At 67.0% G+C, this 25,311-nt stretch carries 32 protein-coding genes; 22 read left to right on the top strand and 10 right to left on the bottom strand.

What is annotated here, in order from left to right; all coding sequences use genetic code 11:
- Window positions 1–165: 165 nt before the first annotated feature.
- From rplN to AB0H56_RS10115, 5 genes are all read left to right on the top strand, one after another.
- On the top strand, window positions 166–534 hold the full coding sequence (rplN, locus tag AB0H56_RS10135) for a 50S ribosomal protein L14 (protein ID WP_019045060.1): 369 nt from the start codon (window positions 166–168) through the stop codon (window positions 532–534).
- 2 nt (window positions 535–536) lie between these two features.
- Complete coding sequence (gene rplX / locus AB0H56_RS10130) at window positions 537–854, top strand: 50S ribosomal protein L24 (protein ID WP_110037193.1); 318 nt, start codon at window positions 537–539, stop codon at window positions 852–854.
- A 1-nt stretch (window position 855) separates the two neighbouring features.
- The gene (gene rplE / locus AB0H56_RS10125) at window positions 856–1,419 is read left to right on the top strand and encodes a 50S ribosomal protein L5 (protein WP_067491083.1); all 564 of its coding nucleotides are present in this window, start codon (window positions 856–858) and stop codon (window positions 1,417–1,419) included.
- Window positions 1,420–1,423: 4 nt separating this feature from the next.
- Window positions 1,424–1,609 carry a type Z 30S ribosomal protein S14 gene (locus AB0H56_RS10120; RefSeq protein WP_014981705.1) on the top strand — a complete coding sequence of 62 codons (186 nt, stop codon included), beginning with the start codon at window positions 1,424–1,426 and terminating at the stop codon, window positions 1,607–1,609.
- A 175-nt stretch (window positions 1,610–1,784) separates the two neighbouring features.
- Window positions 1,785–2,033, top strand: coding sequence for a hypothetical protein (locus tag AB0H56_RS10115; RefSeq protein WP_357160003.1), 249 nt, complete (start codon window positions 1,785–1,787; stop codon window positions 2,031–2,033).
- Between the two features lie 24 nt (window positions 2,034–2,057).
- Here AB0H56_RS10115 and AB0H56_RS10110 read toward each other — a convergent pair whose 3' ends face one another.
- A complete protein-coding gene (locus AB0H56_RS10110; RefSeq protein WP_357160001.1) occupies window positions 2,058–3,626 on the bottom strand; it encodes an alpha/beta hydrolase in 1,569 nt (522 codons plus the stop codon).
- A gap of 312 nt (window positions 3,627–3,938) precedes the next feature.
- Here AB0H56_RS10110 and AB0H56_RS10105 point away from each other — a divergent pair, with 312 nt between their 5' ends.
- The 14 genes from AB0H56_RS10105 to AB0H56_RS10040 all read left to right on the top strand — a co-directional run bounded on the left by AB0H56_RS10105 (window position 3,939) and on the right by AB0H56_RS10040 (window position 15,666).
- Window positions 3,939–4,676, top strand: coding sequence for a YoaK family protein (locus AB0H56_RS10105; RefSeq protein WP_357159999.1), 738 nt, complete (start codon window positions 3,939–3,941; stop codon window positions 4,674–4,676).
- Between the two features lie 219 nt (window positions 4,677–4,895).
- A complete protein-coding gene (gene rpsH / locus AB0H56_RS10100) occupies window positions 4,896–5,294 on the top strand; it encodes a 30S ribosomal protein S8 (RefSeq protein WP_067491077.1) in 399 nt (132 codons plus the stop codon).
- A gap of 15 nt (window positions 5,295–5,309) precedes the next feature.
- Window positions 5,310–5,849: a 50S ribosomal protein L6 gene (gene rplF, locus AB0H56_RS10095; RefSeq protein ID WP_019045067.1), complete on the top strand. Its 540-nt coding sequence runs from the start codon at window positions 5,310–5,312 to the stop codon at window positions 5,847–5,849.
- A gap of 2 nt (window positions 5,850–5,851) precedes the next feature.
- Window positions 5,852–6,259, top strand: a complete 408-nt coding sequence (rplR, locus tag AB0H56_RS10090; protein ID WP_110037187.1) for a 50S ribosomal protein L18 — start codon at window positions 5,852–5,854, stop codon at window positions 6,257–6,259.
- A gap of 31 nt (window positions 6,260–6,290) precedes the next feature.
- Window positions 6,291–6,941 (top strand): 30S ribosomal protein S5, encoded by a 651-nt coding sequence (gene rpsE, locus AB0H56_RS10085; RefSeq protein WP_110037186.1) that lies wholly within the window; start codon window positions 6,291–6,293, stop codon window positions 6,939–6,941.
- Window position 6,942: 1 nt separating this feature from the next.
- Window positions 6,943–7,122 (top strand): 50S ribosomal protein L30, encoded by a 180-nt coding sequence (gene rpmD, locus AB0H56_RS10080; RefSeq protein WP_019045070.1) that lies wholly within the window; start codon window positions 6,943–6,945, stop codon window positions 7,120–7,122.
- A 2-nt stretch (window positions 7,123–7,124) separates the two neighbouring features.
- Window positions 7,125–7,568: a 50S ribosomal protein L15 gene (gene rplO, locus AB0H56_RS10075; RefSeq protein ID WP_232996647.1), complete on the top strand. Its 444-nt coding sequence runs from the start codon at window positions 7,125–7,127 to the stop codon at window positions 7,566–7,568.
- A 157-nt stretch (window positions 7,569–7,725) separates the two neighbouring features.
- Complete coding sequence (gene secY / locus AB0H56_RS10070) at window positions 7,726–9,048, top strand: preprotein translocase subunit SecY (RefSeq protein ID WP_110037184.1); 1,323 nt, start codon at window positions 7,726–7,728, stop codon at window positions 9,046–9,048.
- Window positions 9,045–9,590: an adenylate kinase gene (locus AB0H56_RS10065; protein WP_110037183.1), complete on the top strand. Its 546-nt coding sequence runs from the start codon at window positions 9,045–9,047 to the stop codon at window positions 9,588–9,590. Before secY ends, AB0H56_RS10065 begins: the two co-directional genes overlap by 4 nt.
- Complete coding sequence (gene map / locus AB0H56_RS10060) at window positions 9,590–10,387, top strand: type I methionyl aminopeptidase (protein WP_357159992.1); 798 nt, start codon at window positions 9,590–9,592, stop codon at window positions 10,385–10,387. Before AB0H56_RS10065 ends, map begins: the two co-directional genes overlap by 1 nt.
- A gap of 81 nt (window positions 10,388–10,468) precedes the next feature.
- Complete coding sequence (locus AB0H56_RS10055; RefSeq protein ID WP_357159989.1) at window positions 10,469–11,548, top strand: BMP family ABC transporter substrate-binding protein; 1,080 nt, start codon at window positions 10,469–10,471, stop codon at window positions 11,546–11,548.
- 9 nt (window positions 11,549–11,557) lie between these two features.
- A complete protein-coding gene (locus AB0H56_RS10050; RefSeq protein ID WP_357159986.1) occupies window positions 11,558–13,090 on the top strand; it encodes an ABC transporter ATP-binding protein in 1,533 nt (510 codons plus the stop codon).
- A gap of 15 nt (window positions 13,091–13,105) precedes the next feature.
- Window positions 13,106–14,380 (top strand): ABC transporter permease, encoded by a 1,275-nt coding sequence (locus AB0H56_RS10045; protein WP_357159983.1) that lies wholly within the window; start codon window positions 13,106–13,108, stop codon window positions 14,378–14,380.
- The gene (locus AB0H56_RS10040) at window positions 14,377–15,666 is read left to right on the top strand and encodes an ABC transporter permease (RefSeq protein ID WP_357159980.1); all 1,290 of its coding nucleotides are present in this window, start codon (window positions 14,377–14,379) and stop codon (window positions 15,664–15,666) included. Before AB0H56_RS10045 ends, AB0H56_RS10040 begins: the two co-directional genes overlap by 4 nt.
- Here the strand turns inward: AB0H56_RS10040 and dtd are convergent, their stop codons facing one another.
- Both dtd and AB0H56_RS10030 read right to left on the bottom strand, forming a co-directional pair.
- Window positions 15,667–16,110: a D-aminoacyl-tRNA deacylase gene (gene dtd / locus AB0H56_RS10035; RefSeq protein WP_357159977.1), complete on the bottom strand. Its 444-nt coding sequence runs from the start codon at window positions 16,108–16,110 to the stop codon at window positions 15,667–15,669. It lies immediately after the preceding gene.
- A 47-nt stretch (window positions 16,111–16,157) separates the two neighbouring features.
- Window positions 16,158–17,669, bottom strand: coding sequence for a hypothetical protein (locus AB0H56_RS10030; protein ID WP_357159974.1), 1,512 nt, complete (start codon window positions 17,667–17,669; stop codon window positions 16,158–16,160).
- Between the two features lie 243 nt (window positions 17,670–17,912).
- Between AB0H56_RS10030 and AB0H56_RS10025 the strand changes: the two genes are divergently transcribed.
- The 3 genes from AB0H56_RS10025 (at window position 17,913) to AB0H56_RS10015 (ending at window position 21,067) form a co-directional block, all read left to right on the top strand.
- Window positions 17,913–19,829, top strand: coding sequence for a hypothetical protein (locus AB0H56_RS10025; protein ID WP_357159971.1), 1,917 nt, complete (start codon window positions 17,913–17,915; stop codon window positions 19,827–19,829).
- Entirely contained in the window at window positions 19,826–20,623 is a 798-nt protein-coding gene (locus AB0H56_RS10020; protein ID WP_357159968.1) for an ESX secretion-associated protein EspG, read from the top strand. Before AB0H56_RS10025 ends, AB0H56_RS10020 begins: the two co-directional genes overlap by 4 nt.
- A 123-nt stretch (window positions 20,624–20,746) precedes the next feature.
- The gene (locus AB0H56_RS10015) at window positions 20,747–21,067 is read left to right on the top strand and encodes a hypothetical protein (RefSeq protein WP_357159965.1); all 321 of its coding nucleotides are present in this window, start codon (window positions 20,747–20,749) and stop codon (window positions 21,065–21,067) included.
- Between the two features lie 259 nt (window positions 21,068–21,326).
- Here the strand turns inward: AB0H56_RS10015 and AB0H56_RS10010 are convergent, their stop codons facing one another.
- From AB0H56_RS10010 to AB0H56_RS09980, 7 genes are read right to left on the bottom strand one after another with little or no spacing between them, the layout of a single operon-like run.
- Window positions 21,327–21,812: a DUF6301 family protein gene (locus AB0H56_RS10010; RefSeq protein WP_357159962.1), complete on the bottom strand. Its 486-nt coding sequence runs from the start codon at window positions 21,810–21,812 to the stop codon at window positions 21,327–21,329.
- On the bottom strand, window positions 21,809–23,062 hold the full coding sequence (locus AB0H56_RS10005; protein WP_357159959.1) for a hypothetical protein: 1,254 nt from the start codon (window positions 23,060–23,062) through the stop codon (window positions 21,809–21,811). Before AB0H56_RS10005 ends, AB0H56_RS10010 begins: the two co-directional genes overlap by 4 nt.
- Before the next feature lie 10 nt (window positions 23,063–23,072).
- Window positions 23,073–23,525 (bottom strand): hypothetical protein, encoded by a 453-nt coding sequence (locus AB0H56_RS10000; protein WP_357159956.1) that lies wholly within the window; start codon window positions 23,523–23,525, stop codon window positions 23,073–23,075.
- Entirely contained in the window at window positions 23,522–23,677 is a 156-nt protein-coding gene (locus AB0H56_RS09995; protein ID WP_357159953.1) for a hypothetical protein, read from the bottom strand. Before AB0H56_RS09995 ends, AB0H56_RS10000 begins: the two co-directional genes overlap by 4 nt.
- A complete protein-coding gene (locus AB0H56_RS09990; protein ID WP_357159950.1) occupies window positions 23,674–24,123 on the bottom strand; it encodes a hypothetical protein in 450 nt (149 codons plus the stop codon). The genes AB0H56_RS09995 and AB0H56_RS09990 overlap by 4 nt, the downstream gene beginning before the upstream one ends.
- The gene (locus AB0H56_RS09985) at window positions 24,120–24,605 is read right to left on the bottom strand and encodes a DUF6301 family protein (protein ID WP_357159947.1); all 486 of its coding nucleotides are present in this window, start codon (window positions 24,603–24,605) and stop codon (window positions 24,120–24,122) included. The genes AB0H56_RS09990 and AB0H56_RS09985 overlap by 4 nt, the downstream gene beginning before the upstream one ends.
- 18 nt (window positions 24,606–24,623) lie before the next feature.
- On the bottom strand, window positions 24,624–25,007 hold the full coding sequence (locus tag AB0H56_RS09980) for a hypothetical protein (RefSeq protein ID WP_357159944.1): 384 nt from the start codon (window positions 25,005–25,007) through the stop codon (window positions 24,624–24,626).
- Window positions 25,008–25,311: the final 304 nt, after the last annotated feature.

Raw genomic sequence — 25,311 nt, 5'->3', positions numbered from 1 at the left:
CTACACTAGACCGGTTGCCTGCGGGAGCTCTGCGCCCGCAATCCGGCAGTGAACCCCCAGTGGTAGGTATTTCCGCTGGCAGGCGCGCGTCCGGAGGGTGACTGACCATGTGCGTCGGGTCGGCAATCCGGCGTACGTATACATCCAGGTCCAGGAGGTGCTGAAGTGATTCAGCAGGAGTCGCGACTGCGCGTCGCCGACAACACCGGGGCGAAGGAAATCCTTTGCATCCGCGTGCTCGGTGGCTCGTCGCGTCGCTATGCCGGTATCGGTGACATCATCGTCGCCACCGTCAAGGACGCCATCCCCGGCGCGAACGTCAAGAAGGGCGACGTCGTCAAGGCTGTCGTCGTGCGCACCGTCAAGGAGCGCCGCCGTCCGGACGGTTCCTACATCAAGTTCGATGAGAACGCTGCCGTGCTCATCAAGGCGGACAACGATCCGCGTGGCACCCGCATCTTCGGCCCCGTCGGCCGCGAGCTGCGCGACAAGCGCTTCATGAAGATCGTTTCGCTGGCCCCGGAGGTGCTCTGACCATGAAGGTGCACAAGGGTGACACCGTTCTCGTCATCGCGGGCAAGGACAAGGGCGCCAAGGGCAAGGTCATCCAGGCCTACCCGGCGAACAACAAGGTCCTCGTCGAAGGCGTGAACCGGATCAAGAAGCACGTCGCGGATTCCGCGAACCAGCGTGGCGCCTCTTCGGGCGGCATCGTGACCCAGGAAGCCCCCATCCACGTGTCCAACGTGATGGTCGTCGACTCCGACGGTAACCCGACTCGCGTCGGCTACCGCACCGACGAAGAGACCGGCAAGCGGGTTCGGATCTCCCGTAAGAACGGGAAGGACATCTGACATGACCACCTCTGAGCAGACTCAGCCCCGGCTGAAGGCGCGCTACCGCGCCGAGATCAAGGACGCGCTGAACAGCGAGTTCGAGTACGCCAACGTGATGCAGATCCCGGGCGTGGTGAAGGTCGTCGTCAACATGGGTGTCGGCGACGCCGCCCGTGACGCCAAGCTGATCAACGGTGCCGTCAAGGACCTGGAGCTGATCACCGGTCAGAAGCCGGAGATCCGCAAGGCCACCAAGTCGATCGCGCAGTTCAAGCTCCGTGAGGGCATGCCGATCGGCGCGAAGGTCACCCTCCGTGGCGACCGCATGTGGGAGTTCCTCGACCGCCTGGTCTCCATCGCGCTGCCCCGTATCCGCGACTTCCGCGGCCTGTCGCCGAAGCAGTTCGACGGCAACGGCAACTACACGTTCGGCCTGAGCGAGCAGTCGATGTTCCACGAGATCGACGTGGACTCCATCGACCGCCCGCGCGGTATGGACATCACCGTGGTGACCACTGCGACCAACAACGAAGAAGGCCGTGCGCTGCTCAAGCACCTCGGCTTCCCGTTCAAGGAGAACTGAGCACATGGCCAAGAAAGCACTGGTCAACAAGGCCAACGCCAAGCCGAAGTTCGCGGTCCGCGCCTACACCCGCTGCCAGCGTTGCGGCCGCCCCCACGCGGTGTACCGCAAGTTCGGCCTGTGCCGCGTGTGCCTGCGCGAGATGGCCCACCGTGGCGAGCTCCCTGGCGTGCACAAGAGCTCCTGGTGACCTCGCGCTCCTCGTGAGCGCAGCCACCTAGGCGAATATCGAACGAAGGCACGGACTTCCCCTGGAAGTCCGTGCCTTCGCGCGTTACGCTGCCGGCTCTCGCGGAGTCGGCCGAACCGGGCGAAATATCTTCATTTCACTCTTGTGGCGCGCGACGGTGGTGTTCCCTTGGCGCATGAAGAAGATCGCGGCCGTCGCCGTCCTTTCCTGCGCGCTCCTCGCCACTCCCGCAGTCGCCACCGCGGCCCCCGCCGCGCCGGCCCCGATCGCCGAACCCGGCTCGGCCGGAGGTGGTAGCGGGTCAGGAGGCGGCTCGGGCTCGTCGGAAACGGCGTTGATCTGCTCGCCGCTCGCTCAACTGGCGTTCGCCACCGGCAGCGTCGAGAAGCCGCCGCTCTACGACCTGCTCTGCCTGATCAGCTGAGATCGGTGACGGCCCGCTTCGGAATCAGGCGAAGGGGGAGTGGTCGATGCCGCAGCGGGTGCCGTCGGGTGGGAGTGCGCCGGTGAACAGGTAGTCGCGTTTGACGTGTTCGGCGCAGGTGCTGGGGACGTACATGCTGCTGTGGCCCGCGCCCTCGATGACGACGACCTGGGCGCGGGACAGCTGGGCGGCGCCGGCGTAGGCGCCGTGCAGCGGTGTGGCCGGGTCGTAGCGGCTGTTCAGGACGAGGATGGGGGCGGCGGTCTCGCGGTTCCACGGGCCGGTGTAGCGGTCGAGGTCGCGGGTCGGCCAGAAGGCGCAGGGCATGGCGTTGAAGACGGCGGTGCGGCCGAAGTAGGGGTTGTGCAGGTCCTCGGCGGCGGCGATCCGGCTGTAGGCGGCGGGGTCGGTCGGGACGGTGCTGTCGGCGCACTGGATGGTGTAGAACGCCTCGACGCGGTTGGCGGGATAGTTCTTGTCGAACAGGGCGTCCGGGACGCGGGCGGGCAGCGTGGTCGCCGCGTCGAAAAGGTTCTGCAACAGGACCGCGAGGTCGGCGTAGGTCTCGGGGCGGGACAGGCTCCCCGCGGTGCTCACGACCTGGGAGAACGTCCACGGTGTCCCGTCGAGCGTGATCGGTGCCAGGCGCGCCCGCTCGGCGAGCGCGAGCCACTTGAGTTTCGGATCGCCCGCCGAGAACGCGCAGCGCGGCCCCGCCGCCGAGCACTCGCGCAGGAAGGCGTCGAAGGTCTCGGCGATGCCGACCGCCACGCCCTGCCTGGTGTCGAGCGGCACGTTCGCGCCGTCGGCGCCGTGCCCGTCGGCATTGCCCTCGAAGTCGAGCGAACCGTCGAAGGCCATCGCCCGCACCCGGCCGGGGAACATGTTGGCGTAGACCGCGCCGACCTGGGTCCCGTAGGAGATGCCGTGATAGGTGAGCGTCGCGTCGCCGACCGCGCGCCGCAGCAGGTCGAGGTCGCGGGCGGTGTTGGCGGTGGAGGCGTGCCGCAGGATCGGCCCGGCCGCGGCACCGCAGCGCGCGGCGATATCGGCGGATCTGGCGAAGAACTCCGGCTCGTCGCGCGGATCGGTGGGCGTGCCGGGGAAGGACCCCAGGTACTGCGCCTGCTCTTCGGCGCTGCCGAAACAGTGCGCACCCGCGCTGCGGGAGACTCCGCGCGGATCCCAGGAGACCAGGTCGAACCGGGCACGCAACTCCGGCGAGAACAGCCACGGCCACCGCGCCCGCTCCCGCAGGCGATCCACCCCGGACGGTCCTGGCCCGCCGAAGTTCACGAACAGCGTCCCGATCCGCTGACCGGGGTCGGTGGCGGGCAGCTTGATCACCGCCAGGTCGATCTGCTCACCGTGCGGGCTGTTGTAGTCGAGCGGCACCTGGGCGGTCGAGCACTGGAAGCCGTCTTCGCACTCGGCCCAGTTCAGCGCGGGGGTGGCGGCGTCTTCGGCGAGCCGGTCGAGGTAGGGGTCGGCCGCGTGCGCGGACGGCACCGAGAGCACGCCGACGCCGAGCGCGGCGGCCAGCACGCTGACCAGGGCCCGGCGAGTTCCACGGCGCGCGGAGCGCGAAAACACCTGCCGAGCCTCCTGCACAGATCCGACGAACTTCGCGAAGCTACCACATCGGTAGCTCGGCTCACGATCGGAAGTGATTGGGCTCGAACGGGATTCGCGGTGGAGTCGGCCGCCCTGCGACGGGGAAGGCGGCACGGGTTACCGCGAGATTACGCGCGGTGAATATTCCTGTGCAATTCCCGAGAATGTGATCCCGGCACTGGTCGGCACAATTTGTCGCCGCTACGTTCGGAATGGTCGCACAACAGCGAAACAGGTAGTTGGGTGTCAACGTAGATCCCCTGTTCGGCAACAAACAGAGGATGTGGAATTGTGACCGTCACCACAGAGAAAACGGGCCGTGACCTGGACCACCGGCGGCCGTTGCGGGGCATACCGACCGGCGCGATGCCGCTGGTCGCCTTTCTTTCGGCGCTCGCCGGATTTATCGGCGCGGCCGCCTATACGCATTCCGCCGGATATTTCGTCACCTTTATGACCGGAAATACCGAGCGCGCAGTTCTCGGCTGGTTCGACAATGACCGGCTGCTGGCCGTCGGCGCCTTGACGCTGCTGTTCTCGTTCGGGCTCGGTGTCTTCGTCGCCTCGCTGCTGCGGCGCCGGATGTGGCGCAACGACCACTACGGCGCCTCGGTGGTGACGACCGTGGCGCTGGCGGTGGCCGCGATCGTCGACTACGCGCTCGACCGGACCGGCGGCCAGGAGGTGGGCTTCATTCCCATCTCCTTCGTCGCCTTCGCGGTCGGCGCGCTCAACACCGCCTTCGTCAAGAACGGCGAGACCGCCGTCCCCCTGAGCTACGCCACCGGCACTGTCGTGAAACTGAGCCAGGGCATCGAGAGTCACGTGAGCGGGGGATCGGTGCGCGATTGGCTCGGCTACGGCCTGCAGTACGCGGCGTTCGCCGGCGGCGCACTGCTCGGCGGCGTGACGAGCCTGGTCGTCGGCGGCGAGCTGATGCTGATCATGGCCGCGGGCGTCTCGGCCGCGGTGATCCCGCTCACCTCCACGGGGCGCGCCGGTCGGTATCGGACCCGGATTTTGTCCTGACCACGGCATTGCCTACACTAGACCGGTTGCCTGGGCACATCTGTGTCCGCTGCCGCCTCGCGCGGGTGGACGAGTTGCCAGGCACCGAGAGCTCGTAACGAGAACTCATCCGGTCGGTAAGTGCCGCCCGGACCAGCCGAATTGTTGTAGGCCCACGGTCGCCGCGCGAGCGGTGACGCTGCATGGGAACCGCAGCGAGAAAGGTGTCGAGGTCTAACCATGACCATGACTGATCCGATCGCAGACTTCTTGACGCGTCTGCGCAACGCCAACTCGGCGTACCACGATCAGGTGAAGGCGCCCCACTCCAAGCTCAAGGCGAACATCGCCGAGATCTTGAAGCGTGAGGGCTACATCGCCGATTACCGCACCGAAGACGCGCCGGTGGGCAAGGCCCTCGTCGTCGATCTGAAGTACGGCCCCAGCCGTGAGCGCAGCCTGCAGGGCCTGCGTCGCGTCTCGAAGCCGGGTCTGCGTGTGTACGCGAAGTCCACCAACCTGCCCAAGGTCCTCGGCGGCCTCGGCGTGGCGATCATTTCCACGTCGACCGGTCTGCTCACCGACCGTCAGGCGGCCAAGCAGGGCGTGGGCGGCGAAGTCCTCGCCTACGTCTGGTAAGGGAGGTCAGGACAAATGTCGCGTATTGGTAAGAAGCCCATCGAGATTCCGGCCGGCGTCGACGTCACCATCGACGGCCAGGTCGTCACGGTGAAGGGGCCCAAGGGCACCCTGTCGCACACCGTCGCCGAGCCGATCACCGTCACCAAGGGTGAGGGTAACGAGCTGGAGGTGGCCCGTCCCAACGACGAGCGCGCCAACCGCTCGCTGCACGGCCTTTCCCGCACCCTGATCGCCAACATGATCGAGGGTGTCACCAAGGGCTACGAGAAGAAGATGGAAATCTTCGGTGTCGGTTACCGTGTGGCCGCCAAGGGCTCGAACCTCGAGTTCGCCCTCGGCTACAGCCACCCGGTCCCGATCGAGGCCCCGGAGGGCATCACCTTCGCGGTGGAATCGCCCACCAAGTTCTCTGTGTCCGGCATCGACAAGCAGAAGGTCGGCCAGATCTCCGCTGTCATCCACGGACTGCGTAAGCCCGACCCGTACAAGGGCAAGGGCATCCGCTACGCCGGCGAGGTCGTTCGCCGCAAGGTCGGAAAGACGGGTAAGTGATCATGGCGCAAACCGAAAACCAGAAGGCCAAGCGTATTCCGCTGGGCAAGGACGCTTCCACGAAGCGTCGTCTGTCGAAGACCCGCCGTCACTTCCGTCTGCGCAAGAAGGTCGTCGGCACCACCGAGCGTCCGCGCCTGGTGGTCAACCGCTCCTCGCGGCACCTGCACGCCCAGCTCGTCGACGACTCGGTCGGCAAGACCATCGCCGCCGCATCCTCGATCGAGGCCGATGTGCGTGCGCTGGAGGGCGACAAGTCCGCCAAGGGCGCGAAGGTCGGTCAGCTGATCGCCGAGCGTGCCAAGGCTGCCGGTATCGAGGCGGTCGTGTTCGACCGTGGTGGTCACGACTACCACGGCCGTATCGCGGCGCTGGCCGATGCCGCTCGTGAAGGCGGGTTGAAGTTCTGATGACTGTTATTTCGAACGGAAGGAACGTCTGATGCCGGGACGTCAGCGGCGTGACGGCGGCAACGGACCCGCCGGACAGAACAGCAATGGCCCCGAGGGCAACCGTGGCGACCGCCGCGGTGGTGGCGATCGTCGCGGTGGCGGCGACCGTCGGGACAACGCTGCCGAGAAGAACCAGCTCGAGCGCGTAGTCGCGATCAACCGCGTCTCCAAGGTCGTGAAGGGTGGTCGTCGCTTCAGCTTCACCGCCCTCGTGATCGTCGGTGACGGCAACGGTCTGGTCGGCGTCGGCTACGGCAAGGCCAAGGAAGTTCCCGCGGCCATCCAGAAGGGTGTCGAGGAGGCTCGCAAGGGCTTCTTCCGCGTCCCGATGATCGGCTCGACCATCACCCACCCGGTTCAGGGTGAGGCGGCGGCCGGTGTCGTCATGCTGCGTCCGGCTTCGCCCGGTACCGGTGTGATCGCCGGCGGCGCGGCGCGTGCCGTGCTCGAATGCGCAGGCATTCATGACATTCTGGCCAAGTCGCTCGGTAGCGACAATGCGATCAACGTCGTTCACGCGACGGTTGCCGCGCTCAAGATGCTCCAGCGTCCCGAAGAGGTTGCCGCGCGTCGCGGTCTGCCGATCGAGGACGTCGCTCCGGCGGGCATGCTGCGTGCGCGTGCGGGACAGGGAGCCTGACATGGCTGATCTCAAGGTGACCCAGATCAAGAGCACCATCGGCGCCAAGGCGAATCAGAAGGACTCCCTGCGTACGCTGGGCCTTCGCAAGATCCGTCAGAGCGTTGTCCGTGAGGACAACGCCCAGAACCGCGGCCTGATCAACGTCGTGCGCCACCTCGTAACAGTTGAGGAGGTCTGACAATGACCATCAAGTTGCATCACCTGCGTCCTGCGCCGGGTTCCAAGACCGAGAAGACCCGTGTGGGTCGCGGTGAGGGTTCCAAGGGCAAGACCGCGGGTCGCGGTACCAAGGGCACGAAGGCACGCAAGAACGTCTCCCCGGCGTTCGAGGGTGGCCAGATGCCGCTGCACATGCGCCTGCCGAAGCTGAAGGGCTTCACCAACCGCTTCCGCGTGGAGTACCAGGTTGTGAACGTGGGCCGCATCGCGGAGCTGTTCCCCGAGGGCGGCACGGTCGGCAAGGCCGAGCTCGTCGCGGCCGGCGCCGTTCGCAAGAACGAGTTGGTCAAGGTCCTCGGCGACGGTGAGATCGGCGTGGCGGTCCAGGTGACCGCCGACAAGGTGACCGGCTCCGCCAAGGAGAAGATCACCGCGGCCGGTGGCACTGTCACCGAACTGGCCTGACGGTACTGTTAGTCAGCAGTGGACACCGGACGAGTCGCGAGCTCGTCCGGTGTCACTGTTAGAGTTCAAGTGTTGTCTGCCAAAGCTCGTCATCGGCTGACGTTTCCGTAAGAACCGAAGTCGCATGGCATGACCATGTCGTTCGCCAGGAGGATCTGTGCTTTCCGCCTTCGTATCGGCCTTCCGGACTCCGGACTTACGGCGGAAGATTCTCTTCACGCTGGGGTTGATCGCGCTGTACCGGTTGGGTGCCGCGCTGCCGTCCCCCGGTGTCAACTACCAGAACGTCCAGGACTGCGTGAAGCTGGTCTCCGGCGGTGAGTCCGCCGGTATCTACCAGCTCATCAACCTCTTCTCCGGTGGTGCGCTGCTGCAGCTGTCGGTGTTCGCGATCGGCATCATGCCGTACATCACCGCGAGCATCATCATCCAGCTGCTGACCGTCGTCATCCCGCGCTTCGAGGAGCTGCGCAAGGAAGGCCAAGCAGGCCAGACCAAGATGACGCAGTACACCCGCTACCTGTCGATCGCCCTGGCGATCCTGCAGGCGACGGGTCTCGTGGCGCTGGCCGCGCGTGGTCAGCTGCTGCAGGGCTGCCAGGAGGACATCCTCGAGGACACCGGCATCTTCGGCATGATCGTCATCGTGCTGGTGATGACCGCGGGCGCGGCCCTGGTCATGTGGTTCGGCGAGCAGATCACCGAGCGCGGCGTCGGCAACGGCATGTCGCTGCTCATCTTCGCCGGTATCGCCGCGCGCATCCCGATCGACGGCAAGTCGATCCTGGACACCCGCGGTGGCCTCGTCTTCGGCCTCGTCTGCGTCGCCGTGCTGGCGATCATCGTGGCCGTGATCTTCGTCGAGCAGGGTCAGCGCCGGATCCCGGTGCAGTACGCCAAGCGCGTCGTCGGCCGCAAGATGTACGGCGGTTCCTCGACCTACCTGCCGTTGAAGGTCAACCAGGCCGGCGTCATCCCGGTGATCTTCGCGTCCTCGCTGCTCTACCTGCCGAACCTGATCTCGCAGCTCACCGGTTCGGCGACGGCGACGGACCCGAGCTGGTGGCAGGAGATCATCCAGAAGTACCTGGTGAATCCGTCCAACCCGGTCTACATCGCCATCTACTTCGGCCTGATCGTTTTCTTCACCTACTTCTACGTCGCGATCACCTTCAACCCGGAGGAACGCGCGGACGAGATGAAGAAGTTCGGCGGCTTCATCCCGGGCTACCGTCCCGGCAAGCCGACCGCCGACTATCTCAACTTTGTTCTGAGCCGCATCACCCTGCCTGGCTCGATCTACCTCGGCCTGGTCGCCGTGCTCCCGAACCTGTTCCTCGACATGGGTAACTCGGGCGCGGTGGCGAACCTGCCGTTCGGCGGTACCGCGGTGCTCATCATGGTCAGCGTGGGTCTCGACACGGTCAAACAGATCGAGAGCCAGCTGATGAATCGAAATTACGAAGGGTTCCTCAAGTGAGAGTTGTTCTGCTCGGGCCGCCGGGTGCCGGCAAAGGTACTCAGGCCGTCCTGCTGTCGGAAAAGCTGGGCGTTCCGCACATCTCCACCGGAGACCTCTTCCGCGCGAACATCAGCCAGCAGACCGCTCTCGGGCGTGAAGCGCAGAAGTACATGGACGCGGGCGACCTCGTCCCCAGCGATGTCACCAATCGCATGGTCGAGGCCCGCGTGGCCGAGCCGGACGCCGCCAACGGCTTCGTGCTCGACGGCTACCCGCGCACGGTCGACCAGGGCGACGCGCTGAAGAAGATCCTCGAGCACAACGGCACCGCGCTCGACGCCGTGCTGTGCTTCGTGGTGCCGGAGTCGCTGCTCAAGGAGCGCATGCTCGCCCGCGGCCGCGCCGACGACACCGACGAGGTGATCGACAACCGCCTGCGCGTGTACCGCGAGGAGACCGAGCCGCTGCTCGAGTACTACGACGGTCTCGTCGTGACGGTCGAGGGTGTCGGCGAGGTCGAGGAAGTCAACAATCGGGCGCTGAAGGCGCTCGGCCACTGATGGTCTTCAGCCGGAAGAAGAAGGTCGTGCCGTTCCGGACGGCGGGCGAGCTCGACGCCATGCAGGCGGCGGGCGCGGTCGTCGGCCGGGCGCTCGTCGCCGTCCGCGCGGCGGCCAAGCCGGGCGTGTCGACGCTGGAGCTGGACGAGGTCGCCGAGCAGACGATCCGCGACGCGGGCGCTGTCCCGTCGTTCAAGGGCTACCACGGGTTCCCCGGCTCGATCTGCTCCTCGGTCAACGACCGGGTGGTGCACGGCATCCCCTCGGCGCAGGAGATCCTCGCCGAGGGCGACCTGGTCTCGATCGACTGCGGCGCCATCCTCGACGGCTGGCACGGCGACTCGGCCTGGACCTTCGGCGTCGGTGACATCATCGAGGCCGACCGGCTGCTGAGCGAGGCGACCAGGCTGTCGATGGAGGCGGGCATCGCCGCGATGCTGCCCGACAACCGGCTCACCGACGTCTCGCACGCCATCGAACTCGGGACCAGGGCGGCCGAGCAGGCGCACGGTCGCAAGTACGGCATCGTCGACGGCTACGGTGGCCACGCCATCGGCCGCGAGATGCACATGGACCCGTTCCTGCCGAACGAGGGCGCGCCCGGCAAGGGCCCGCGCCTGGTGGTGGGTTCGGTGCTGGCGATCGAGCCGATGCTCACGCTCGGCACCACCCAGACCGAGACGCTCGAGGACGACTGGACGGTGGTCACCACCGATGGTTCCCGGGCCGCGCACTGGGAGCACAGCGTCGCCGTCACCGAGGACGGGCCGCGCATTCTCACGTTGCGCCCGGAGTAAGTTCTCGAGCGCACGAAAAAAGGTCAGGTTACAAAACCTTCGAATCAGGACGCGAGCGGCGTAATCCTGTATCTCTGAGCTATGAGATCTGGCATCGCGCTGCTCGCCGCCGCGGCGACGGCTCTGCTGGCTGGCTGTGCCGAGCCGCCCGCGGAGTCGCGCTATACCGGTTCCGGTAACACCTACGGCTCGGCCACCGCGGGGTTCGAGACCTGCATGGTCACCGACGCGGGCGGCGTCGACGACAAGTCGTTCAACGAATCCGGCTGGAACGGCGTCAAGGCCGCGGTCGACGCCAACCCCGGCATCTACGGATCGTATCGGCAGTCCAACAGTTCCGCCGACTACGAACCGAATCTGCGTGCCTCCGCCGACGACGACTGCGATCTGGTGATCGGTGTCGGCGGGCTGATGGCCGAGGCTGTGGCCCAGGTGGCGGCCGAATATCCCGACACCCGCTTCGCCGTCGTCGACGCGCACATCGATCTCGACAATGTGTATTCGATGGAATTCAACGCCGCCCAGTCGTCGTATCTGGGTGGCTATCTCGCCGCGGGCACGAGCAAGACCGGCAAGGTCGCGACCTGGGGCGGGATGCAGATCCCGGCGGTCACCATCTTCATGGACGGATTCGCCGCGGGCGTCGCGAAATACAACCAGGTGCACGGGACCTCGGTGGTGGTGCTCGGCTGGGACGTGGCGGCCCAGCGCGGCTCGTTCACCGGCAACTTCGACGATACGAGCGCGGGCCGCTCACTCACCGAGAATTTCATCGCCCAGGGCGCCGACGTGATCCATCCGGTGGCGGGCCCGGTGGGCATGGGCGGCGCCTCGGCCGTGCAGGACACGCCGGGGGTGAGCATGATCTGGGTCGACTCCGACGGTTTCGAGGCGGTGCCGGAGTACCGGCACATCATGTTGTCGTCGTCGATGAAGGACATCTCCTCGGCGGTGCGCAGCGCCATCGACAACGCGTTCACCGAGGGCCCCACCGACGGCCGCTACATCGGCACGCTCGGCAACGACGGTGTCGGGCTCGCGCCGTTCCACGATTTCGAGCAGCAGGTGCCCGCGTCGGTGAAACAGGAACTCGACGCGCTGCGCCGCGACATCGTCGACGGCAGGATCGTGGTCACTTCGCCCGCGGCCCCCACGGATTAGGAGATCCGGATGCGACTCGAAGTACGGGGACTCACCAAGACTTTCGGCGATTTCGTGGCCGACGACCACGTCGACCTGGTGGTCGAACCGGGCCAGGTGCACGCCGTACTCGGCGAGAACGGCGCGGGCAAATCGACCCTGATGAACATGCTCTACGGGATCCTGGAGCCCACCAGCGGGGAGATCCTGATCGACGGCGCACCGGTGCGGTTCCGTTCCCCCGCCGACGCCATCGCCGCTGGAATCGGCATGGTGCATCAGCACTTCAAGCTGGTCGGCCCGTTCAGTGTGGCCGACAATGTGCAGCTGGGCAACGAGCACGCCAAGCGGGGCGTGCTCGACCGCGCGGCCGCCAGGACGGCCGTGCGGGAGGTGTCCGAGAAATACGGCCTCGCCCTCGATCCCGACGCGGTCTGCGCGAACCTGCCGGTGGGCGTGCAGCAGCGGGTGGAGATCGTGAAGGCACTCTCCGGCGACACCGATCTGCTGATCCTCGACGAGCCGACCGCCGTGCTCACCCCGCCCGAGGTGGCCGAATTGCTCGGCATCATCCGCAATCTCACGGCGGCGGGCATGTCGGTGATCTTCATCAGCCACAAGTTGCGCGAGGTGAAGGCCATCGCCGACACCATCACCGTGCTGCGGCGCGGCAAGGTGGTCGACGAGGCCTCGCCGCGCGACAGCGAGGCCGAGCTCGCCGCCGCCATGGTCGGCCGCGCGGTGACGCTGTCGGTGGAGCGTCCGCCGGCCGAGCCGGGCGAGGTGGCGCTGGCCGTGAAGGATCTGACGGTGCTCGGTGACCGTGGCATCGCCGCGCTCGACGGGTTGAATCTGACGGTGCGCGCGGGCGAGATCGTCGGGCTGGCCGGCGTGGAGGGCAACGGGCAGACCGAACTGGCGCGGGCGATCCTCGGCACCGTCAGGGCCGCGGCCGGTTCGGTGGAACTGTCCGGCGCCGAGGTGACGCAGTGGCAGCCGTACCGCCGGATCACCGCGGGACTCGGCTACATCCCGGAGGATCGCGGGCGCGACGGGCTGGTCGGCGATTTCAGCGTCGCCGAGAACCTGGTGCTGAATCAGTATCGCGACGAACCGTATTCGCGGCGCGGGGTGCTGGACACCGCGGCGGTGGACGCGCTGGCCGACAAGTCCATCGCGGAATTCGACATCCGCACGCGCGGGCCGGGCGAACTGGTGACGTCGCTGTCGGGCGGCAACCAGCAGAAGGTGGTGATCGCCAGGGAGTTCTCCCGGCCACGCACGGTGCTCGTCGCCGCCCAGCCCACCCGCGGGGTGGACGTGGGCGCGATCGAGTTCATCCACTCCCGGCTGGTGGCCGAACGCGATTCGGGAACCGCGGTGCTGCTGATCTCCGCCGAACTGGACGAGATCCTGGTGCTGTCGGACCGGATCGCGGTGATCCACAACGGGAAGATCGTCGGCGAGGTCGCCCCGGACACTCCGCGCGAGGTCATCGGGCAGCTCATGGTCGGCCATCGCCCCGACGACGACACCTCCGCCGATCCCGCCGCCGCGCGCTGACTCCCGAGGACTCCCATGCCGAGTACGACCACCGAGCCGGACATCGACTCGCCCCGACCGGAACAGGACGAGCCCGGATTCGGCCGCACCTTCGCCCGATACCTGACCGAGGCCAACAGCGTGATGGTGACGGTCTATTCGCTGCTGCTGGCCTTCGCCCTCGGCGCGCTGCTGATCATCGTCTCCGATCCGTCGGTGCGCCGCGCCTGGGCCTACTTCTTCAACCGGCCCGCCGACGCGTTGAGCTTCTCGTGGATCGCCGTCAGCACCGCCTACCGCGACCTGTTCGAGGGCGCCATCCTCGATATCGGCCGCCTGCAGGAGTTCTTCGCGGGCGACGCGACGCTGGCCCAGGTGCTGCGGCCGATTTCGGAGACGCTCACCTACACCACCCCGCTGATCTTCACCGGTCTCGCCGTTGGCCTCGCGTTCCGGGCCGGGCTGTTCAATATCGGCGGGCACGGGCAGTTCATCTTCGGCATGCTCGGCGCGGTGACCGTCGGCTTCGCGGTCGACCTGCCGCCGCTGCTGCACGTGCCGCTGGCGCTGCTCGCCGGCGCGCTCGCCGGCGCGATCTGGGGCGGCATCCCCGGCGCGCTCAAGGCGAAAACCGGTGCGCACGAGGTGATCTCGTCGATCATGCTGAACAATATCGCCACCTATTTCCTGCTCTGGGCGCTGGGCACGACCTTCCTGCACTCGACGACATCGCAGGAGCTGGTGTCGAAACCGGCCGACATGTCGGCGCGGCTGCCGCGACTGCTCGGCTGGGCGGGCACCGGTCTGCGGGTGAGTGTGGGTCTGCTGATCGCGCTGGCGCTGGCCGTCGCGGTCTGGTGGCTGCTGCGCAAGTCCACCTTCGGGTATCGGATCCGCGCGGTCGGCGCCAACACCGACGCGGCGGCCAGTTCGGGCATCGACATCGGGCGCACCTTCGTCACCACGATGGGCGTGGCCGGTGGGCTGGCAGGCGTGGGCGGCGCGGCGCTGGTGCTCGGGCTCAACCCGTACACGGTGAATCCGGGCACGGTCGCCGAGTACGGGTTCGACGGCATCACCGTCGCGCTGCTCGGCCGGGCGCATCCGGGCGGGATCGTGGCCGCGGCGTTGCTGTTCGGGGCGCTGAAGTCCGGCACGCTGCACATGCAGCCCGCCATCCCGGTCGAGATGTCGACCTTGCTGCAGGCGGTGATCGTGCTGTTCATCGCCGCGCCCGCCCTCGTGAAAACTCTGCTGCGACTGCGCACCCCGCGCGGTGGCCTCAACACTCTGGAAGCGAGGGGCTGGTGAGTACGACCATCGCGGCACCGAAGCCGGTCGTCGACGAGGCGACCCGGCACCGCACGGCGGGCATCGTCTTCCTCGCGCTCGCCGGAGCACTCGGCGGGCTCGGACTGCTGTTCGTCGACGGCGACCGGACCACCACGTTCACGCTGGATCAGACCACCGAGGGCAGCTGGACCGTCGGCACGCTGGCCGTCGTCCTCACCCTGTGCGTGCTGACGGCGGCGCTCGGCGTGCTCCTGTTGGTCCGCCCGCTGGCCCCGCGCCCGCACGGGTGGACCGTCGGACTCGGGGTGGCGGCGCTGGTGATCGCGGCGCTGTCGTGGGTGGTGACGCCCGGCGTCGGCTTCCCGGTCGAATTCGTCTTGATGACCACCCTGTTCCTCGCGCTGCCGTTCATCTTCGGTGCCCTGTCGGGGGTGGTGTGTGAGCGCTCCGGCGTGATCAACCTCGGTATCGAGGGGCAGTTCCTGGCCGGGGCCTTCACTGCGGCGTTGTTCGCGTCGATCAGCGACAACCCGTATGTCGGCATCCTCGCCGCCCTGCTCAGCGGCATGGTCTCGACGCTGCTGCTGGCCTGGCTGGCCACCCGATTCGCGGTGAACCAGCTGGTCACGGGCGTGATCTTGAACCTGCTCGCGCTGGGGCTCACCGGCTTCCTGTTCGAACGCCTGATGCGGATGGACCATTCGCTCAACGAACCGCACACGGTGCCGCGCTTCGGCGGGTTCTTCGAGGAAATCGGACTCGGCTTCCTGCCCGACATCCCCGTCATCGGGCCCGCGGTGTTCGATCAGAACCTGTTCGTCTATGTCGCGCTGGTCTGCGTGTTCGGCCTGACCTACCTGCTGTTCAACACCCGCTGGGGCCTGCGGACCCGCGCTGTCGGCGAACATCCGGCGGCCGCCGACGCGGCGGGCATCGACGTGAACCGGCTGCGCTTCTGGAACGTCACCGTGGCGGGCGCGCTGTCCGGCTTCGGTGGCGCGTTCTTCACCATCGCCAACAATGTCTCGTTCAGCAAGAACATGACCGCCGCGCTCGGTTTCGTAGCGCTGGCGGTGATGATCGTCGGCCGCTGGCACCCGGTGGGTGTGCTGTTCGCGGCCCTGCTGTTCGGCTTCTGCAGCGCGTTGCAGCGATTCCTGAACACCATGCCGGGCAACCCGATTCCCACCGAGTTCCTCGGCATGCTGCCGTACGTGGTCACCCTGGTGGTGGTGGCCGGGTTCATCGGCAAGGCGGTGGCCCCCGCGGCCGACGGCATCCCGTACCGGCCCGGCGACAAGTAGTCAGCCCTCCAGCAGGACCGTGACCGGGCCGTCGTTGGTGAGCGCGATCCGCATGTGCGCGCCGAAGCGGCCGGTCGCGACCTCGGCGCCGAGTTCGCGCAGGGCCGCGGCGAAGGCGTCGACCAGCGGTTCGGCCTGCGGTCCCGGCGCGGCGGCGTTCCAGGAGGGGCGCCTGCCCTTGGCCGTGTTGGCGTAGAGGGTGAACTGGCTGACGACCAGGATCGGCGCGCCCAGGTCTGCCGCCGAGCGCTCGCCGTCGAGAATGCGCAGCCGCCAGGTCTTGTCCGCCAGCGCCTTCGCGGTGGCCTCGGTATCGGAGTGGGTGGCGCCGACCAGCGCGACCAGCCCGTGCGGGCTGCCGGCGGCGGCCGGGTCGATCCGGCTGACGATCTCGTCGTCGACAGTCACCTCGGCGCTGGTCACCCGTTGCAGTAGCACTCGCACGGCTACCGATCATGCCGGGTGACCGCGCGGTCGCGCCCGGCGGGTTGTCAGGACTTGCCGAAGAACAGGATGTCGGGCCCGAATTCGGTGAGCGGTCGCTGCTCGGCGGCCTGCCGGATGCCGCTGCCCGGCAGTTCGGTCACCTTGGCGAACATTCCCGCGTTGCCGAAGGCTGCCCTGACCTGGGTCTCGGAGGCGTAGTCGGCGCCGTAGTCGGCCAGGGTGGCGAAATCGAGCGGAGCCAGCGGCGCGTCCAGCGGGGCCTGCCCGGCCGGGCGGCCGAGCGCGGCGTACTGGGTGGCGACACCGTTGTCGTAGAGGCACAGCTCATAGGAGATGTTCTCGATGGTGGCGACGGTGAGCACCGGCCACTTCTCCGAGAGCGCCACGGCGAGCGGATGCTTGCCCAGCGCGCCGATCTCCCAGTTCAGGCTCTTCACCGAAATCCAGCTGCCCGAAGACTTCTCGACGAGCACCACATCGGCGCCCAGCTCGGTCGCCGGGTTCACCACGGGTTCCTTGACGCCCCAATGCTTTTCGTGCACCCCGGCGAACCGTCCGGCGTCGACCTGCTCGGCGCCGTCGCGGGCGAACGCCGCGATGATCGCGGTGCGCACCTGCATCAACGCGTCGGGCGCGGTGCAGCGCACGGCGATGGCGCCGTAGGTCGCCGAGATCTCCACCGGGCGCGACGGCGGCTCCGGCATGGCGCCTGCGGCCAGCGGCTTGAGGCCGACCAGGGCGAGCCGCCAGTTGATCTCGTCGATGGTCGCCAGGTCGCCGCCCGACTGGTACAGGATCTGCTGCTGGGTCAGTCTGCCCGCGCGCTCGAGGGTCGGCGCGTTGAGTTTGATCAGCGCCTGCGTGGTCTTGAGCGTGAGATCGAGGTCCTCGATCCTGGTCTCGCGCAGTTTCGCCGTGCTCGCCGGCGCGGTGAGTTCGGAGTACAGCGCGCGGTAGGTCGCGATCGCCTGCTTGCGCGAACGGCCGACCATCATCGTGCGCAGCAGCGTGCTCAGACTCGCCAGGTACTTGCCCGGCTGTTCGGACGAGCGCGCGTACATCGCCGCCCTGATCCGCACCGCCGACTCGGTCGCGGCCACCGCGGCCTCGTGGTCGAGCCGCATCAGCCACACGCCGCACTTGGACAGGCCGTCGGCGCACATCGCCGACACATCCGGATAGTCCTGCGCCACTTGCCGATACGCCGAACAGGCACTGCGGATGGTGTTGGTGGCCAGCTGCCGGTGCCCGACCAGCCTGGTCGCCTGCTCGAACAGGCGCAGCGCGTCCTGCAGGGCGCCCGCGTACTCGTAGGAGACATAGCCGCCGACCAGCCAGTGCAGCCGGATGGCCACCGCCTCCTGCGCCGGTTCCAGCGCCTCGGCGGTGCGGTCGCGCTGCGACGGATCGTCGCGCGTGGTGAGCAGTCCCTGGGCCAGTTCGGTGAGGGAACCGGCCAGCTTCAGGAAGTCCTCGGGTCGCTGGCTCCTGGTGTTCGCACGGTCGGCAGCGACGCGCCGTTCGAGGCCGCTCAGGTCGGTCATGAGCAGTTCCATCGCGACGTCAATCCTGGCCTCATCCATCGTTCGAGCACGGCCGCTACCCGGCCGCTGGTGGTCGTTCGAGTTTGTCACAGATCGGCGACGCCCGCCGGATCGTCCGCCGAACCCGGATGTTCATCCCAGCGCAGATCGGTGTTTCCGTGTGGCTGTGCATATTTCGCATGGCTCACTAGAATGCGAGGCGATGGAGCCGACTGCGCGAGGGTCGTCGGTGGGGTGCTGCGAGGAGCGGTTGGCGTGGGCGATTCTCCCTTCGAGGGTGCTGCGGACAAGGCGAAGATCAAGGTCGAGACGGGTGCCGCGCTCCAGGCCGCCAAGGCGTGCAGTACCGCGATCGAGGTGGTCAAGGGCTGTCAGGGGTTGATCGAGAGTCGGCAACTCAACGTCTTCACGATGTCCAAGCTCGGCGGTGCCGAGGTCTACGCCCCGGAGAAATTGCAGCCCCGGTTCGTCACCGAGGCCACCGAGTGCAAGGACACCCTCGGCAAGTTCGTCGACTCGCTGGAGGACATGGTCGACATGTTCAAGGCCGCGGGTGAGAAATACACCGGCACCGATGAACTCTCGGCTTCGGAATTGGCCGCGCTGAAGGGGAAGAAGACCGACCTCGGCAACGTGTCGTCGAAACCGGGCGCCAAGGACATGTCGGGCGCGGTGAAGAACGCGGGCACCTACAACCCCACCAACCAGGACATCGAAACCCGCGACGGCAAGATCTACGTCCAGCACAACGACGACATCGACACAGCTAAGGTTCCCAAGGACGTCACGGCCAAGCCGGAACCGGCCGAAGGTGAGATGCCGTACCGGGAACCGTCGAGCATGAGCTGGCGAGACCTGTACGACCTGGGCTATCGCATCGGCTGGACCGAGATCACCGAGGACGCGCCGATCTGGGGCGTGATGGCCAGCCAGCTCAACGGCGCCGCCTACGACCTGAGTCAGGCGATGCAGACGATCACCTCCACCACCTGGGAGAGTCAGGGCGGCGAGACCGCCTTGGCCGCGGTGCAGGGATTCTCCAAATCGGTGTCCGATCTCGCCGGGTCGTTCAAGCTGATGCAGGCCAACCTGCAGTACACCGCCGACTGGTTGTACGCGACCAACTCCTGCATGCCGGTCTCGCCCGACGAGGGCTGCGGTGACGATGTGGGTGAGGTGCAGGAGCTCTACCGCAAGCACTACATCGAAGGGCTCAAGCAGACCCAGAAGATGTTCCCGGCCGAGGTGCTGCCGGAGGCGCCGAAGGGAGCCATCGGGCCGCCGCCGAAGAAAGAGGAGACCGGCGGCCAGCAGAACAACGGCCAGCAGAACAACGGTCAACAGAACAATGGTGGGCAGCAGTCCGGTGGTGGGCAGCAGTCCGGCGGCGGGCAGCAGTCCGGTGGTGGGCAGCAGTCCGGTGGTGGGCAACAGTCCGGTGGCGGGCAGCAGGCGAGCAGCCAGCAGCAGGGGAGCACCCAGCCGTCGGCGGAGTTCATGGCGGCGCAGCAGGCATTGGCCAACCAGGGGAAGGGCACGGGTTCCACCGGGGGCGGCTCCGGGTCGGGGTCCGGGTCGGGCTCGGCTTCGGGGTCCGGTTCGGGGAGCACCGGGGGAACGGGAAGTTCGTCCGGCAGTTCGGGTTCGGACGCCATGTCCTCGCTGATGTCGACCATCTCCGGGGTGGTCTCCTCGCTCACCCAGGCGTTGCCGAGCGTCACCCAGGCGCTGCAGCAGATCGCCTCGACCGACCTGTCGTCCGCCACCCCGGACCTGTCCCAGCTCACCTCGCTGCTCGGGCAGTATCCCGATCTGGCGACCGCGATCTCGGAATCACCCGAGTTCGCGCAATTGCTGGAAACCAATCCCGAGTTGAAGTCCGTCGCGGAACAGCTCGGCCTCACGGTCGAGGAACCCGTGGAGGAGGCCGTGCTGGCAGGGCCGGCGCCGGAGGAGGCGGTCGCGTCCGCGGCGGGCGGGGTCTTCCCGCGGGCGTCGCTGCCGAGCCTGCCCGATTTCAGCTCGCTCGGTGATCTCGTGGAGCCGGTGATCGCGGCCAGCGTCGGGGTGCCCGTAGAGCCGATGACGGTGGCGACCGAGGTCATCCAGGACGGCGAGACCGCCACCGAGGGTGCCAGTGCCGCCTACGCGCGTCCGGCGGCCGAAGCATGAGCCGTACCTGGGAGTTCACCGACGTCGAGTTCAAGGTGCTGTGGGACAGGTTGGTCGGCGGCCACATGCCGCGGCCGCTGAGCTTCCTGTCCACCACCATGCTGATGCACGACTTCGATCAGGAGAAGTACGACACCTGGCAGCGGCTGCAGTCGGTGATCGATCCCGCGTTGCGGACGGCGGTGGACGTGCTGGCTCGCCCCGATGTCTATCTGCGGCTGCGGGGGTGGAACGACCGTGAGCGCGACGACGCGCAGCGGTGGCTGAAGGCGCGTGCCGCGCGGGCAGGCGCCAACGGTTACGTGATCCACCAGCTGCCCGGCGCCACCCCGGCGCACAGCGGCGGATTCGTCCTGACCGATTGTGGCCCATACGGACTCACCGACGCGATCCTCGACCTGATGCCCAAGGTCGGGCCGGGCAGGGACGGGGTGATTCCACTCGTCACGGACCAGCAACCCGAACCGGACGCCTACGCGCCACGCGCCTCGATGGTCTTCGAGGAGGCCGACACCGGCATCGCGCGCCGCAGCGCGGAGTTCTTCGAGGTCCCCGCCGACCGCACCGGCACCATCAACATCCTGCAGAACCAGTCCATGTTCGGCTCGCGCGGCATGCATCGCGACATCCTGGTCTGGCGTGACCTGCCGGACGACGGCCGCTACGTCATCGAGCTGCCCAACGAGAATCCCACCGCCACACCGATGTCGCGGGCGGATCTGGCCGACAAGGTCGACAAGTCGATCGAGCGCATGATGTCGCGCGTGGAATCGCACTGGGAAGCGAACGTGTAGAAGATCCGGGCACACATCGTTCACAGCGGTGTCATCCGGGGTTCGTTCCCCCGTGCGAGGCTGTTGCGCACGCGAAAGAGTTGTGGTGTGCTCGAAAGCACCACTCGTGGAGGGATGAGGGCGATGGGCACGTTCGAATACGACGCCGACAACTTCCGGACCGCGGCCGGCAAGTCGCGCAACGTCAGCAACCAGCTCAGCGGCATCATCAACACCTTGAACAGCTCGCTGACCAGTCGCGGAAACGTCTGGGGCAACGACGAACTCGGCAAGTCGTTCAACAACGGTCCCGGCGGCAACGACGGCTACGACGCCTCCTGGACCAACACCAGCGAAAACGTGAAGACCATGGCCACATCCATGGGCGACTTCGCCGACGGCCAGCTCGAGAGCGCCGCCTACATCGACAAGATGGAAAAGGGCAACCGCGAGGGTCTGACGTAGGCGCGATCGACCGCTGAAGGTCGCCGTTGTCCACGTCGGCCTGATCCGGGCGACCTCTGCCCGGTCCGGAAGCTGGTCAACGTTTCTCGTGCGCCGAGGCCTGGCAGGTGGAGCTCGGCCAGGACTGATTCACCGCTCTTGCGGAACTGCGCGAAGCGACGAGATCCGGTCGGCGCTGCCTCGCCGATCACCAAGACGGCCGTGTCGGGCGCCGCATCGAGTTCTTCGGCCAAGGCGCGAGCGAAGTCTGCCCAGTCGGTCACAGCAGGCCCTGGTTGTCGAGTTCGAGGTTGCGGTCGTCGGCGGCGAGGCGGGCATTGGTGTCCAGGTGCAACCAGATCGAGGCGGCGGAGAGGATGAGGACGACAGTGGAGTCCCTTCCCGCCCAACGGTATTGCGGGGTCGGAGCGTTGACACGGGCGGTCGGCTCGCCGAGATTCTCGCCGATCGCTTGTGCGAGCCCGGTGAAAGTCGCTTCCACTTCTGACTTTTCATCGGCTTCGGCATAGTCGGTGAGCTGCAGTTCGATGCGGGTGACTTCGCCGTTCTTGGCCTGGATGGTGCCGCTGCCAGGGCCGAACCCGATATCGAGCATTATCCGGCGTGGTCGGCTGGAGACGGTGCGCCAGCCGAATTGTTCGACGATGGTGGGTGCGTCGTCCAAGGTCCACGACCAGTCGAGTCCGTGCAACCTCGTTGCGAGGTCGGCCGCTTGGTCGGCCGGCATTGTCCGCCAATTGCTCATTCGCTTGCCTTCCCTGCGTCGTGCTTCGGTGTACCGGTGCGGCGGTTACGAATCGCGAGCCCTTCCATCGGCGACTCCAGCGCCCCATCGGAGTCACAGCGGCGGCGCAGGAGGAGATTGCTCCCGGCGTCATAGCAATCTTCCCCGCGGATTCGGCCGTCCGGGTCGAACTCGTACCAGCACCCGACCGGACCGGTCGCGCTATTGACGCCTTTGCGGACTTCGCGCTTGTCGCGGTACTCGATGTAGAGACCGTCGGGGTGGCCGTCGCTGTATTCCTGGACGCTGAGAAGCATCGCGCCCGCACAGCGTTCGAGCACGCCCGTGAAAGGCTCGCCCTCGTGAAGTACGGGTGTGGCGGGGTCCAGCTCGCCTTCGTGCCGGACGTGCGCGGCGTGCGTTGCGGACGTCACGACATCGGCGATCGATTCACCGGAATCTGCCCAGGAGCTCTTCGAGATCTGACGACCGCTGCCGGAGAACACGTTCTGTTGTGCGAGAGTTCCGTTGTGATGCCAGTGCAGCCACAGCCCGAACGGCCGGTTGCGGGCAGTCGTGCCGGCATATTGGCGTGCACCGTCACCGTGCCAGCCCAGTTCTGGGCCGTCGGAGTAACCGTCGGCGAACCATTCCAGCGCGACGACAGGTCCGCCCTCGTAGAAATACCTGACAGTTTGACCGGTGAACGGTTGCCCGTGGAACAGTAGACGGCCGTCGACCCCATCTTCCGACAGGGCGGGATTTGTTCGCTCCACCGCGCTGTCCAACAGTGGTTTCGCATTCGCGGCCGCGTCGAAGTCTTCGATCAGGGTGCCCGCTTCATCCCACCGTTTCCGGTGACGGAGGTTTCCTGAGAAGTCGAACGTGTCGTATCGAACGAGCCTGCCGTGCTCATCCCAGTATTCCCAGTCGAGAACACGACGTCCGTGGTCATAACTCCCAGAGTATTTTCTTGTGTCGTCCGGATACCAGCCGTCTGCTTGACCGTGGAGGTAGCCGTCGACGTAGGTGAGCGATTCGATCTCGGTCTGATCGGGTGCCAGAGTTGCCACCTGGCCGCTGAACGGGATCGCTTTGTAGTAGGCGCGCCCGTCATCCATGACCAGGTCCGGATCACTGCTGTCGATGACGAGCACGCGAGTCCTTCCGATGGAGCCGCGGTCAGAGTTCGACAGGAATGCCGCGTCGAAATCGGGGTCGTGCGTGTCCCCGTACTTTTCGTGGTGCACGGCCACTGGCTTCAATTCCATGCGCCACCTCCTACTGCATCGACTGTCGGTTCAGGCTGAGGGTCGGCAGGTCGAGGTCGGGGTGACCGGCGCGGTCTGTCCAGGCGTTGTAGGCGAGGTCGGTGGGGCTGGTGATGGCGTAGCCGTCCCGGAGGCCGGTGACGGCGAGTTCGGCGGCGCGGTGGCAGTCTTCGGCGGTGACCGGTGCGTCGAAGTCGACCCACCACAGATGGCCGTTGTCCACGTCGGGCTGGTTCCAGCCGCCGACGGTGATCGCCTGGTATCCGGCGGGGGCAGGTCGGCGGTTCTCGTCGAGGTACCGGTCTCCGATCAACTGCGCCGACAGCACGTCCTCGTCGCGGGCGAACTGTACGAATCGGCGGATTCGAGCGGGCTCGGGTTCGAAGATGATCACCCGCGCGCCGAGCGGAAGCTTCGCCAGCTCGCCTGACAGGTGTTCGGCGAACGCGGTCCAGCCGGTCACAGCTGCCCCTGCCGGGATGGCTCGGCGCCGTCTTCGGCGAAGACCTTCCCGCTGGCCAGGCCCATTCCGGTGTCGAGCACGGCCCAGTCGAGTGCGTGCAGGCGGCCGAGTTCAGCGACCTCCGCGGGGGTTCGGGTTCGGAAGCTGGTCAACGTTTTTCGTAGGGGACGCCGAGACCTGGCAGGTGGAGGCGGGCGTTTCCGGCGTTTTCCACCCAGCCTCGGTAGACCAGTTGGGCGGGGGATTCGATGCCGAAGCCGTCGCGGAGACCGGTGACGGTGAGTGCGGCGAGACGCTCGTAGTCTTTGGTGGTTGCCGACCAGGGGAATTCGATCCACCAGTTGCCCATGTGTATTTCGTTGGGCTGGTGCCATCCCGCGTCGGTGATGGCCTTGACCCCGTGGGGGCTGGTGTGGAAGGCGGGCTCGAGCCATTCGTCGCCGGTGAGCTCGGCTGAGATGACGGTGCCGGTTTTGAGGAACTGGGCGAAGCGTCGTTCGCCCGGTTTCGTCGATTCGCCGATCACCAGGACGGAGCTGTCGGGTACGCCCTGGAGTTCAGCCGCGAGCCCGCGGGCGAATTGGGTCCAGTCGGTCACAGGAGCCCCTGCTCCTCGAGTTCGATATTGCGGTCGTCGGCGGCCAGCCGGGCGTTGGTGGTCAGGTTGAGCCATACCGAGGCGTCGAAACGCACGAGCAAAAGCGTGGCTTGGGGCCCGGCCCACCGCAACTGGAGGGGCGGACCGGCGACGCGCGCGGTTGGTTCACCGAGTTTGGTGATGATCGCCGTAGCCACGTTGTCGAAAGCTGCAGCGACCTCGGTGTTCTCGCCCGCTGGGGCGTAGTCGGTGAGTCGCAGTTCGATCCCGGTGACCTGGCCATCCTTCGCGCGGAACGCACCGCTGTCCGGGCTGAACGTGGTGTCGACCCGGATTCGGCGTGGTCGGCTCGAGCTGATACGCCAATCGAACCTCTCGACGATTGCCGGCACGTCGTCGAGAACCCACGACCAGTCGAGTGTGTGCAGTGCGCCCGCCAGGCTGGCTGCCTCGTCGGCGGGCATGGCGCGCCAGTTCGTCATCGGTGCCTTTCCTCTCGGTCAGAAGTACGACATGAACGCCGCGTCGAAATCGGGGTCGCGGGTGTCGAAATTCTGGGGGGTGTAGTCGAGGGCGCGGACGTGGTCGAGGAACTCAGGGGGGAGCGTCAGGGGCTGTTCGGCGAGGTACGCGAGGGAGTCCTCGCGCCAGATCCAGACGCCGTCGGAGTAGAGGGAGGGGCCGCCTTCGATGTCGACGCCTTTGTTGAACAGGTCGGGGGCTTCGCCCATGACGTCGAAGATCGCGCGGGCCTTGCGCATGTAGTTCAGGATCTGGTCGCGGTCGTCCTCGACGGCGCCGGTGGGCGCGTCGTGTACCGAGGGCAGCTCGTCGTGCGTGCCCTCGTACATTTCGCGGTACATCACCACCGGCTTCAGTTCCATTGCGTGCGTCCCGTTCTCGATCTCGTGGAGTCTGTGCCCGGCTGCCGTGCTGCTCGGCACGGGTCCGTCGGTCGCGCCCGCGCTGCGGCGAGCCGCCGACCCCGATCCTTCGCGTGGACCGCCGGGTCGTCAAGTTCACCCGTGCAGACAGGTGGCCGACGGCGCCGAGGGGCTTGTTCCAGCCGCTCGGCGTTCATTCTTTCGTCACCGCTTATTCGCCGCTGCCTGCCACTCTGTTGCGCAGGCGAACGAGTTGTGGTGTGCTCGATCGGGCACGACTGTGGAGGGATGAGGGGCGATGGCG

The sequence above is a fragment of the Nocardia sp. NPDC050717 genome, assembly GCF_040654275.1.
Classification (GTDB): Bacteria; Actinomycetota; Actinomycetes; order Mycobacteriales; family Mycobacteriaceae; genus Nocardia.
The sequence above is the reverse complement of the archived record's forward strand: the minus strand, read 5'-3'. Positions and strand labels throughout refer to the sequence as shown.